At 46.6% G+C, this 11527-nt stretch carries 14 protein-coding genes and 1 pseudogene; all 15 read right to left on the bottom strand.

Annotated elements, in window-relative coordinates; all coding sequences use genetic code 11:
* Nucleotides 1-273: 273 nt before the first annotated feature.
* The 15 genes and pseudogenes from ACEW9I_RS19115 to ACEW9I_RS19045 all read right to left on the bottom strand — a co-directional run bounded on the left by ACEW9I_RS19115 (nucleotide 274) and on the right by ACEW9I_RS19045 (nucleotide 11520).
* A complete protein-coding gene (locus tag ACEW9I_RS19115; RefSeq protein WP_373541919.1) occupies nucleotides 274-795 on the bottom strand; it encodes an RICIN domain-containing protein in 522 nt (173 codons plus the stop codon).
* A gap of 264 nt (nucleotides 796-1059) precedes the next feature.
* Nucleotides 1060-1323, bottom strand: a pseudogene (locus ACEW9I_RS19110) (macrolide ABC transporter ATP-binding protein); the annotation flags it as partial.
* Between the two features lie 194 nt (nucleotides 1324-1517).
* Nucleotides 1518-2729, bottom strand: coding sequence for an ABC transporter permease (locus ACEW9I_RS19105; protein WP_373541918.1), 1212 nt, complete (start codon nucleotides 2727-2729; stop codon nucleotides 1518-1520).
* A gap of 206 nt (nucleotides 2730-2935) precedes the next feature.
* On the bottom strand, nucleotides 2936-4447 hold the full coding sequence (locus tag ACEW9I_RS19100) for an efflux RND transporter periplasmic adaptor subunit (RefSeq protein WP_373541917.1): 1512 nt from the start codon (nucleotides 4445-4447) through the stop codon (nucleotides 2936-2938).
* Nucleotides 4448-4495: 48 nt separating this feature from the next.
* On the bottom strand, nucleotides 4496-4816 hold the full coding sequence (locus ACEW9I_RS19095) for a hypothetical protein (RefSeq protein WP_373541916.1): 321 nt from the start codon (nucleotides 4814-4816) through the stop codon (nucleotides 4496-4498).
* Nucleotides 4817-5049: 233 nt separating this feature from the next.
* Nucleotides 5050-5397: a hypothetical protein gene (locus tag ACEW9I_RS19090; protein ID WP_373541915.1), complete on the bottom strand. Its 348-nt coding sequence runs from the start codon at nucleotides 5395-5397 to the stop codon at nucleotides 5050-5052.
* Between the two features lie 401 nt (nucleotides 5398-5798).
* Nucleotides 5799-6296, bottom strand: coding sequence for a DUF1579 family protein (locus ACEW9I_RS19085; RefSeq protein WP_373541914.1), 498 nt, complete (start codon nucleotides 6294-6296; stop codon nucleotides 5799-5801).
* A gap of 80 nt (nucleotides 6297-6376) precedes the next feature.
* Complete coding sequence (locus ACEW9I_RS19080) at nucleotides 6377-6862, bottom strand: DUF1579 family protein (RefSeq protein WP_373541913.1); 486 nt, start codon at nucleotides 6860-6862, stop codon at nucleotides 6377-6379.
* Nucleotides 6863-7751: 889 nt separating this feature from the next.
* On the bottom strand, nucleotides 7752-7955 hold the full coding sequence (locus ACEW9I_RS19075; RefSeq protein ID WP_373541912.1) for a hypothetical protein: 204 nt from the start codon (nucleotides 7953-7955) through the stop codon (nucleotides 7752-7754).
* Between the two features lie 64 nt (nucleotides 7956-8019).
* Nucleotides 8020-8415 (bottom strand): hypothetical protein, encoded by a 396-nt coding sequence (locus ACEW9I_RS19070; RefSeq protein WP_373541911.1) that lies wholly within the window; start codon nucleotides 8413-8415, stop codon nucleotides 8020-8022.
* Between the two features lie 137 nt (nucleotides 8416-8552).
* Nucleotides 8553-9371, bottom strand: a complete 819-nt coding sequence (locus ACEW9I_RS19065) for a glucose 1-dehydrogenase (protein ID WP_373541910.1) — start codon at nucleotides 9369-9371, stop codon at nucleotides 8553-8555.
* Between the two features lie 12 nt (nucleotides 9372-9383).
* Nucleotides 9384-9806 carry a nuclear transport factor 2 family protein gene (locus tag ACEW9I_RS19060; RefSeq protein WP_373541909.1) on the bottom strand — a complete coding sequence of 141 codons (423 nt, stop codon included), beginning with the start codon at nucleotides 9804-9806 and terminating at the stop codon, nucleotides 9384-9386.
* Between the two features lie 291 nt (nucleotides 9807-10097).
* Complete coding sequence (locus ACEW9I_RS19055; protein WP_373541908.1) at nucleotides 10098-11087, bottom strand: alpha/beta hydrolase; 990 nt, start codon at nucleotides 11085-11087, stop codon at nucleotides 10098-10100.
* Between the two features lie 37 nt (nucleotides 11088-11124).
* Nucleotides 11125-11265 (bottom strand): alcohol dehydrogenase catalytic domain-containing protein, encoded by a 141-nt coding sequence (locus ACEW9I_RS19050; protein WP_373541921.1) that lies wholly within the window; start codon nucleotides 11263-11265, stop codon nucleotides 11125-11127.
* Nucleotides 11266-11403: 138 nt separating this feature from the next.
* Entirely contained in the window at nucleotides 11404-11520 is a 117-nt protein-coding gene (locus ACEW9I_RS19045; RefSeq protein ID WP_373541920.1) for a hypothetical protein, read from the bottom strand.
* Nucleotides 11521-11527: the final 7 nt, after the last annotated feature.

Below are 11527 nucleotides of genomic sequence, written 5' to 3'. Positions count from 1 at the left end.
GACACTGCCACCAAAGCGAATCAGATTGGTATTGTTAATATTAATGTCAGTCTGTGCTAGCGCATTTCCAGCAAAAATCAGGCAAATAGTAGCTATAACAGCCAGAATTAATTGTTGCCATTTCATGAGTTGTATCCTCGTGAATCATCAGAAAATTTACTACTTCTGATGATATCAAAACAAGATGAGGAACTTGTGAGGAAAGCTCGTCAAAATCCCATGTTATGGCAATATAATTATTCTCGCTCAGAAGAGGCTATAATAACGCACTAATTAAGGAGTTTGTGTAATTCTCCAACTTTGTCCCGCGACATTACTACATGTAGCCATCGTCAGTTTATTATTTCGACCGTCATTGATAATTTTTAAACACTTATCCGCGCCAGTAAGCTCATTTCGTAAACTAGAATAGCCAGAATAACCAGGATTCGCATTGCTAGGTGTAATGCTCCAAAGTTGCCCAGGAGCATTGCTACATTGAGCGATCGTTAGTCGATTATTATTGCCATCATCGATTGTCGCTAAACAGTTATCAGTGCCTGTAAGTGGAGTCTGCAACCGATAAGCTTGAGGATTTGTCTCACTAGCTGTCAAGCTCCAACGTTGTCCAGAAACGTTAGCACATCTAGCCATAGTCAGTTTGTTATTATCCCCATCATTGATGATATCTAAACAATATCCCGATCCTGTCAATGTATTTCGCAAGCGATTTTGCTTGACCTGAGCATTGACTTCTTGAGCTAGCAGACTAACTAAAACTAGTGGTAAAGCGATCGCAAGTTTTTTAAATTGCACAACAAAAATTTAGATATGTATTTTATTATATTCTATCAGTAGCGATCGAGAAGTTTCATCTCCCAGAATAGCGATTTTTTAGCTACTAATCGAGTCAATGTATACAGAAAGTCTAAAATTAAAAAGTTATGCTAAAAATAAATATATTTGACAGGTTGTAGCAACCAACTTAACTGAGATGTTATTACTTGTTTTATTAAAAATAAACAAATACTTGGAGATTAAATTATAAGTTTTAAATTACAAATTATCCAGATTTTGTGATTATTTATCCTGCTCGACAATGACCCCATCCACCATCCGAATGATCCGCTTTGTTCTAGCGGCAACATTGGCATCATGAGTGACGATTCTCATTCTGAGAGGCTACGCCAACGCGATCGTCGTACCTTGTTGATTTAAATCTGTCAGCAGATTCATAATCTCCTCAGAAGTGGTGGAATCTAACGCGCCAGTCGGTTCATCAGCCAGCACTAGCGCAGGATGATTTACTAAAGCACGGCGATTCTCGTTCCGAGAGGCTTCGCCAACGATTCCAAGTGATAGGTTTTAGTAATATCTTCGAGCGAAATCATGCTTGCCATAGTTATAAGATGCCAACGATTGAAATCGTGGCTCATGTTGCGAAGTCCGCCTTCGCGGACTGAGATTTCTAACCCGCGTAGGCGGGTTTTGCAGCACTAGCGGCGATTTCAATCGCTGTGCTGCACTGCCATAATTATTTAATCCCCACGTAGTGCCAAGATCGGGTCTAGTTTTGCCGCATTACGAGCAGGAATACCGCCCGCCAGTACCCCAACAATCAGCGAAAGGACAAAACCCACCACCACTGACAATAGCGACACCACAAACGGAAATTTGAAGATCGTAGCGGTAGCGAAAGCGAGGGCGATACCCAATCCGATCCCAATTCCACCGCCAATACTCGAAATGACGATCGATTCCATCAGAAATTGGTTGAGGATCGCGCCGCTAGTTGCACCCACCGCTTTTCTCAAGCCGATTTCCCGCGTCCGTTCCATCACTGAAACTAGCATAATATTCGCGATGCCAATCCCGCCAACAACGAGCGAAATTCCGGCGATCGCACCAACCATCAGCGTCAACGACCCCGTAATATCAGTGAAAGTTTTAATCAAATCCGCTTGATTGGTGACGCGAAAATCATCTTCCTTGGGCGGGCGAATATTATGGCGCAGTCGGAGGACATTCGTCACCTGAAATTGTGCGGCTTCGAGCTGGTCGGCATTGCTGGATTGAACCACAAAACCATTAATAGACGTGCCTGTGAGCGAATTATTCCCCACAATCTCGGCAGACATATTAGTCAGCGGTATATAAATAATATCATCGGCATCTTGCGCGCCGACCGACCCTTTCGTCTCCATTACACCCATGACACTATAGCGATTGCCCCGAATCCGAATATCAGCCCCGATCGGATTTTCAGAGGTTGCGAACAAGTCATCTCGAACTTTGGAACCAAGGATCGCGACTGGTTTGGCGATATCCAAATCTTGCTGGCGGAAAAATGTCCCCAGTTGTGGCTGGACATTTCTCACCGCTGGATAGTTTAAATCCGTACCGATGACAGTTGTGGCAATGTTGACATTGCCCCGCACTACCTGAATATTCGGGCGTTGTAGAAATGCTGTAACCGCCGTAGCGGCTGGGACTTGCTTGGCGATCGCCTGAGCATCTTCCCAAGTGAGCGTACTAGCAGAACCAGCCCCCTGACTGATCCCACCCGTTCGCGCCGACGCTGCTGAGACTGTAAGAATATTGGTACCCAATGCTGAAATGCTCGACTCGGTGGATTTTTGGACACCTTGACCGATCGAAGTAATCGCAATCACAGAAGATATCCCAATAATTACCCCCAGCATCGTCAATCCACTGCGGATTCGATTACTCCACAGGGTTTCCACTGCCATCAGAAATATTTCCAGCAGCGAAATTTTGCGCTTACTACGGCGAGACGGACGCAAAAGAGACTTGTCAGTCTGCTTTGTTTTTATAGAACTAGAATTTGGGCGGGAAAATCCCCTCTTGGGAGAGGTGCCCGTAGGGCGGGGTGGGTTAGATCTACGCATAAATTCAAGTATCCATAAATGGTAGTTTCTGAGAGTGCTGGGGCTATCTACCGTCTACGCCCACCCCCAGGAGGTGTAATCGGAGTAACCTTACGGGTTCCAGGTGGAAAACTGAGTAAAACCCGTTCGTTCCCAGTCAAACCAGACTTAACCTCAGTCTTGTCATTAACAGTCGTCCCCACCACGATCGGCGTAAAGACCGGATCGCCGCCTGGTTTCGACACATATACACCCTGCGCTGTCTTCTCTTGAACGATCGCCGCCGTCGGCACGATTAGCACCTGGTTCAGCTCTCCAGCTCTAAAATCGATCGTCACATTCATCCCCTGACTGAGTAGTTTTTCGGGGTCAGCAACCGCTACTTTCACCTCAAAACTGGTCACATTTTGTTGTACCAATGACTGAGTAGCCACTTGTGTCACCTTGCCCGTAAAAGTTTTGCCAGAATAAGCATCAACTTTAATCGTCGCAACTTGTCCGATGCGGATTTGAGCAATGCTGGCTTCGGCTACCTGTGCCACAATTTCATTAGTGGATGCTAAAGCCAGAATCGAAGATGAGGTAGCCGAAGTCACTGCACTACCCGCCGTTGTCGGGGTGACGAAGGCACCAGGATCGGCATATTTACGCGCGATAATCCCCGCGAAGGGGGCGCGGATCGTGGTGTCGTCGATATTCCGTTGAGCGATCGCGACTGCACCCTGAGCCGCCATGACTTGGGCGCGGGCTTGGGCGATATCTTCGGGACGAGAGCCAGCTTTGAGGAGGTTTAATGCCTGTTGGCGTTGGTTGAGGACGCTTCTAGCTTGGGCGATATCTTCAGGGCGCGATCCGACTTTGAGGAGATTTAGGGCTTGCTGGGCTTGTTCTACTTGCGCTTTGGCACTATCACTAGTCGATCGAGCCAGACTCAAAGCCTGCTGAGAAATCGCTCCCTGCGATCGTAATTCTTGGTTGCGGCGCAGATCTTCGGCTGCTTGCCTATAGGTGGCTTGGACGCTATTCAGGTTGGCGATCGATCCAGCGATATCTTGCGATCGATTTCCGGCGATCAGCTTTTGTAAATTAGCGTTAGCTTCAGCTACCTGCGCTGTCGATCCGGCGATATCTTGCGATCGATTCCCCGCGATCAGCTTATTTAAATTCGCCTGAGCGGCGGCAACGTTTCCCCGTGCCTGGAGCAATTGCCCTTGAAGGTTTGAATTGTCCATATAGGCGACAATCTGCCCTGGTTTGACAAAATCGCCTTCTTTAACCAGCAGCCGTTTCAAAACACCGGAGGTTTTGGGGCTGACATTGACCGAACTTTCAGGTTGCACAGTACCATTGGCAGATACCAAAACTGTCAGATTACCTCGCGTGACTGCGGCTGTCTGAATCTTGCTCTGCGCTCGTTGTTGGGGAACTGTCACCAATTGATGATAACCAGCATAGCTACCGATACCGACGATCGGAATTGCCACTAGCAACCACATTAGTCGCTTGTCGATCTTTGGATGACGGAGATTCTCTACCAAAGAATCTACGCCCTTCTTTAAATTCAGAGTAATACTCAACAAAGGTTGCCTCAAATTATGGTGTCAGGACATCTTTTTAATTGAATTGGTTTAGCGATTGCGGTCGTATCGACCATCACGGTTGTATCGATCGCCATAGTTATATCGACCATCACGGTTGTATTGGCGACGTTCCCAACGTCTTTGTTGCCTCAAGTCGCGGCGATACTGCCATTGTTCGCGGCGAGAGTAACCTCTATCGCCAGTTCGGAAAATAATTTGGGAGTGGAGGTTTGCGGCTGGTTGTTGTAAGGACGACGGTTGAATATTTGTAGTTATCGCTTCAGATTTAGGGGCAATGGAGATTACTGTTAATAATCCGATTATCGTTCCGATAGGCTTCGCCAACGCTAGTGAAATAAGTTTTGACATGGGTAATTATGCTTGAGTAGCAAAAATAAATGTTCTTACCTTCAATCGAATTGAGTAGACCGATAAAATTCTCTCTCTAATAACATCGACAAAAATGCTTTAAAGCGGAAAAGAATAACAATTCAAATTTGGTATCGATTTAAGTTCCCAAAATTATTGTCATCGCTAATTTTGGTGTCAGGCGTTGGCGTAGTCTCTGCCTGCATAGAAACCAACGCCTTCAATTGCAGATATTAGCCTCGATTCCCACGATTGACTTCTCGACTGAGTTGAACGTAGGTTTGATACCCACGCCGCTCCAGTCGATTGGCAGCACGTCGGGCATCGCGACGATTGTAGTGGTTACTCTCAAAAGTCCACTGCCGATCGTTACGGTTGCGATAATAAACTGAAAACTGGCGATCGCGATATTGGTTGTTAGGATACTGGTAGTCGCGATATTGGTTGTTAGGATACTGGTTATCACGATATTGGTCGCGCTCGTACTGGGCGATTTTGTCTGAATCTAGTGCCTGTGCTGTAAGGGGCGTGGTTACTGCGAATCCCGTACATACCAGTGCTAGTAAAATTAGCTTTTTCATAAGATTAGTTTTAAAGTGGAATATTTGGGTCGATTGCTCAAATTTGGAACTTAATTAATCGACCATGTATTAAAGTTAATCGATCGAATAAGTAAAGTACTCTGCCTAAAGGAGTAGATAAAAATGTCTTAACAAAACAGAATAATGTAAAGCTAGTTTTGTATTCATTCTATAAATAAATCGCACTTAAAATTACTCTATCTTAAGATGTGAAACTAGCTTTCAAAGAAGCTTTGAGCCACTAATCTTATTGAGTTAAATATGAGTAAGTTGTCAATAACTCACGATTTACTCACATTTGAAAAATATGACAAGGATAACTATCTTCGTGCAAAATAAAGTGACTTTATTGTTTATCCACATATATTTAATTAGAAAATTAAGCGATCCCTGCTTGCTGCCTAAACTACTTTAGTCCCCTCCAGATCGGCCAAGACAAACCAATCCTCTTCAAACCATTCCCAGTGGGTAGCCATATTATTCCCATCATTGCTAAACTTATATGTGGTGCGGTAGTCTGTTTCGCTATGCGACCACACACCATCACGGATCATCCGCTGACCGAGATCGATTCTGCCATAGTTGTCAAACATCTGGGAGGGATAGGTTTGGCTTGCGGCATCATAGCCGATTACCTCTATCCCACTTGTCGCTACGTTGCCGATTTGCCCCTTCCAGGAGCGAATGAGAAAAAACCCGCCTGGTAGCCACTCATAGGTTTCCTCCCCAATCCACCGGACGGGTGAGTCGTAGGGGTTTTCCTTTGACTGTCCCGATCCGTAAGACAGCCCTTGTGTATGCCACTTGCCAACAAATACATTCAGAAGTTGGAGTTCGGCACTGGGGGTGGTTGGTGGCTGTAGAGTCTGAGATTTTGTTACTGTTGCTTTTCGTGACATGGTTGAGCTTCCCAATATTTGATGGTAGATGCTTCGATGCTCTTGAGGAGAAAATCGCCGCATCCGTTGTAATCGATCGCTTAAAATACTTTCGTCAATTTCACATCCATCCAAGGGAGCCAATTCAAGCCATCGCTTGACTGCTCCCATTGACCTGTCAAAGTGTTGCCAATGCTGTTGAATACGCCTGTGAACCGCGATGATTTTCCCTCAATCGTCCAAGTGTGGTCGCGGAGGTTCGCGCGGAATAAGTCGGCGTTGCCGCGATTATCAAAGCTGTGACAGGTGTACGTCTGACTCGACGCATCGTAACCGATGAATTCGATCGTGTTAATTTCCTCATTCCCAATGTGTCCGTTCGCACGATGAACCAGGAAAAACTTACCCGACATCCACTCATAGGTGTCCACGAAGGCTACCTTGACGGCTGAGACATCCGCGCTGGCGCAAATTTCGCCTTCTGTGTTCCACATCCCTACAAATAGCTCCAGACGCTGGATTTCAGCACTGGGGGCGATCTGTTGCCCTGAAAACTGAAGTTTTACGTCAATCGTTTGTTGAGTCATTTTTATCTTCCTATATTCGATTGAAAGGTATCGGCGATTTCTTGGCATCGCCTTCCCTTGGGGAAAGCGATGCGCCGATCGATCTATGCGCGATTACCTGCTTCGTAAGCGCAAAGCGCAAGCTACGCTAACGCGAAGCGTTTGCCTCCGCAAAAGCGCGGCTACGCCAACGATTGCAATTCCTAGATAGATTAGTTGTGTTATCAAAACTTTTTCAGTATTCGACCGATCGGTATTTAGTTCGCGCTCTTTGTAGTGATTCGAGCGTAAAATAATTTGACTTTCAAGCAGGCTCTGACGACATTAAAATAGCTACCTTAAAACCTAAAAATCGCGCTATTAAAATGCTCGTACTATTTAACAAATTGTCGATCGCCTACAGTAGGCTACTCGCACTGAGCAGAGCTAGAGTGCGCCGTTTGTGAAACGTCTGCCTGTGCCTACCGTAGGAGATCGCCAACGCAGAAGTGCGTCAACACAATTTTCTTTCCATACCTTCATTTTACAAGACTCACCAAATTCAAACACTCAAGGATCGGTAGTTAATCTTTAGTTTTAATCTTTCGATCTAAACTAGATAAAAATATCAATTTTTAACCCGATCGTTTACCAATAAGGACAGTATCTCACCCTTCTTGTTAGCTGACTGACGCTACCAACTATTAACTAATTCTTTAAGTTTAGATATCGCTCTGTGTTGCGAAGTTTCCACCGCTCTTTGATTAGTATCCACTTTACCTCGCTCCAACCTAGATGGGAGGCTGGACTTATGCCAACCACTTCTGCACCGCTCCACTCTGCTAACTTCGCAATCCGTGTATTCGCGCTCACTGTAGAACCAGAGATCTTGCCCAGCTTTAGTTCGCTAAAACCAAAGTCAAGCAAAGCACTACCAACTTCGATCGCAATCCTCAACAACGGCAACAGTCGCGCCTGCCACATCTTCGCGATCGAGTTGGAGTGGCACGATGCCGTCGAGAAAAGTCTCAACATCGGCCACTGTTAACTCATGGACATTAGCAGCCGCACGGATGGTGGTCAACGGCACAGTCGGCACAGGCGGCACTAGTCCGAACGCGATTAATGCAAGCATCAAGCCGATCGGTCATTTCAGTGTCTCCTTACTCCATGTACATTGCCTAGCTGAGTGCATGAGCTTATTGACTAATTTGGTTTCTGACAAAGAGATTTTCTACACTCAGAAAGATGATTGGTAGACCCAAAGCCGCACTTGCAAGTGTCTCAATCGCCCAGTTGCGATTGAGCACATCGGCGATCGCTGAAACGAGCACTGATGCAATTACCAGCCAAGGTGCGATCGCCACAAAGTTTCGTTGCCAAGCGGGTTTATCGCGCAGTCTCGCTTGAGACCGTTGTACAGATTGATGCCAAAACGGAAAGGTCGTAAATACAGCACAAAGATATAGAAGTCCTGCGGACGCTAATAGGCTGGTCTTAGCGTTCGGAATCATGTCAGGGTACTGAAGGGCGATCGCGGTTAGGCAGATTCCCGTCGCTAGATAGAGGAGCGTAAACAGGGTAAATCGTTTCATGGTTTTTCCTTGTGTTCTGTGTAAAATCTGGAACACTACAAATTCGAGGGGATTGTCTTAAACGCCTGAACTTTTGGCATGAACTACTTGTTTCGGAATGCGGTCTCAAAGAGATATCTGCCAGAGCAGATCGCGGTTTATCCTACTGTGATTCCACCATCGACAACTAAAGGCTGTCCCGTGATGTAGCTCGCAGCATCAGAACATAAGAACACAACCGTTGCAGCAATTTCTTCAGGTTGACCCCTACGCCCCATCGGGACGCTCGACGACAACATCGAATCAAACTGCTCTAAAGTCATACCCATCTCTTGGAGACTCTTAGGAGTAACTAGTTCTGTGCCGCGAATATAGCCAGGATTGACGGCATTAATCCGAATCCCTTGCTTGGCATAATCGAGCGCAGCAGAACGAGTGAGACCCATCACAGCATGTTTGCTCGCAGTATAAGGACCCATTCCAGGTGCCCCGATCGATCCCCATACTGAAGAGTTGTTGATAATGACTCCTGCTCCTTGAGCTTGCTCAACGCAGCAGCCGGAGCCTCCTCCGGCTGACCGTTGAGTCAGCATCTGCTGAATTTCATATTTCATGCACAAGAACACACCCCGCAGGTTAGTCGCCATCGTGCTGTCAAAGTCTTCAATAGACTGCTCGTGTAGTGGCTTTGGGACTGTACCAAACCCAGCGTTATTGAAGGCAAAATCTAGCCTTCCGTAAGTTGCGACTGTCTTTTGCACTAATGCTTTGATGTCTTCCTCGTTCGAGACATCTGAATGGACATACAAACATTCAACACCCGTTTCACGAATCAGTTTGGCGGTTTTTTCTCCTTCTACATCCCGTCTGCCTGAGAACACTACTTTTGCGCCAGCAGCACCGAAAGCGATCGCGGTAGCTCGACCAATGCCCGATGTTCCGCCAGTCACTAAAGCCACCTTATTTTTAAGCATCATGATATTTACCTTTTATTGTGAAATTAGTTGGATTGCCCGATCGTGAATCGGCTCCATGTATATCCTTGCCCAAGCCATAATTCCGTTGCGTAAGCCAGCAACGGAAACACCACGCAAATTTAGTGCCGATCCAGACGTGTGCGTACCTTGCCAGTGCCATTCAGCCCAGGCGAGGTCGCCGTCGATCGCTGAGGCGACCAAAGTTGCACGTAAATCTGGAACCTGAGCAAACAAGCCAGTCCAGTTCTCCCTGACTTGGGCTACTCCGATGAAGGCAATCTCAGGATGCAGCGGTTGTTCGCCCTGGTAATCATGAGTGAGGCAGCTCACGAACGCGTCAACATCGTGTGCGTTGATGGCATCAGACATTCGTTGCAGCACTGTTGGCATTTCAGATTGGACTGGTGCGATCGTGTTTTCTGTTGTGTTAAGCATATTTCGATCGAGGATTGTAGAAGTTGGTAAGAAGGCTGTTCGGCGCGTTGGTATTTGTTTAATCATTTTTATAGCAATAGCCAAGATCGTTAGGACATTTTTTCAATTAGTCCGCGTAGGCGGACTTTGCATTCTGAGCGGCGATTTCAATCGCTGTTCCGTCCTAACAGCCTTGGCGGTTGCTATACTAACCCAGCGATGAACGAGCCTACACAATGGCGTTGATGATGAGATAGGCGCGAAAATTGGTGCGAATGATCCCGAAGGGTTTGCGAAGAAATCGCAAGTGTTTCACTCCATAATTTGGGTGAAGACAATAAATTGACTTATACCCTCAACTAGTTCAGGCACAACTGGCAGCGTTGGCTCAGAATAGGAAGCATTTTGCTGTTTAGGGTCTAATGGAACAGCTTTTAAGACGTGATTCATCCCCTCAATAATTCTAAGCCCCGCATCCGGCTTAGCCATCTTCAGGGCTTGCGCCTCACTGACAGGCACTTGAATATCAGTTGTTCCTTGAACAATTAGAACAGGTACAGTTAGACGCTTAATCTCTTGAGCAGGGGTATAGCGAAACCAGGAAATGAGGTAGGGTTGAACGCTTGATCTGTAGAACATGTTGAGTTCTGGTGGAACAGAGGTCACTGTGTTACCTTGCTCTAGAGCAGTAAGAATCTGCTCATTCTGTTGCCATAATGCGTCCGGCAATCTAGGTCGCAGTTGATCTCGGATGACTTGTGATGCAGTTTGGGCAGGTCCGGCTATTGATACAAAAGCATCTGCTCCAGTTTTTTGGGTCGCCAGCATTCCAATCAGAGAGCCTTCACTGTGACCAATCACGGTGACGCTTGAGAAACGAGAATCTGCCTGCAATTGCTGAATCCAAAGTGCAGCATCTTCAACTAAGGTATCGAAATGCAAATCAACTTCTTCAGGCCCTGCGGCTGAGCTTTCTCCAATACCGCGCTTGTCGTATCGTGTCGAGGCAATGCCGTGACCAGCTAACCCTTCAGCTAGTAGTTTGAGGCTGTTGTTCTGCCCAGCTAGAGGATTGTTTCCATCGCGATCGGTCGGACCTGAACCCGCAATGATCAGCACCACTGGCTCTGGCACATTAGACGTTGGAATAATCTGTGTGCCATAGAGAGTGCCTGTTGATGTTGTAATGTGAACCTCAACAGACTTTGAGGATTGTGTTGTATAACCCAAGAACAGCAGTGAAAAAGGTAGAGCTATTAGACAGGCAAACAGACCTACAGAACGGCGAGAATTGGGGGACATAAAAGTGAGGCAGTTTATATTGAATTAGTCAAATGTTCTAATTTGATGAGATAAGGGAGGTTTCGACCAGACCCACGCACTCAATGCCCAACACGCGGGGCAACTGCACATCAGGAGAGTGTCCCTGACGTGTAAGCATCTCAGACCGGTTGAGACCAAACGCTTTGACCTTGATCAGTACCCATCCCGTTCGCGTAGCGTCAGCTGTGTCGAATCGTGGTAATGGTTTGGCAATCTCTTGGAGCTGAAGGGCTATGGGGTCGCTGGGGGGTAGAGCGATCCACAGATTTGAGACACTACTTGATTGGTCGATAAATTAATTCACTGCGAGTCCACCATCAACCAATCGCAGGACAATCTTGCCTCGCATTCCTCCCTTCTCTGAACGTTGATGAGCTTGAACGATGTTGCTCCAAGGCAAAACTGAATCAATGACGGGT

Source organism: Chamaesiphon sp., assembly GCF_041738855.1.
GTDB lineage: Bacteria > Cyanobacteriota > Cyanobacteriia > Cyanobacteriales > Chamaesiphonaceae > Chamaesiphon.
The sequence above is the reverse complement of the archived record's forward strand: the minus strand, read 5'-3'. Positions and strand labels throughout refer to the sequence as shown.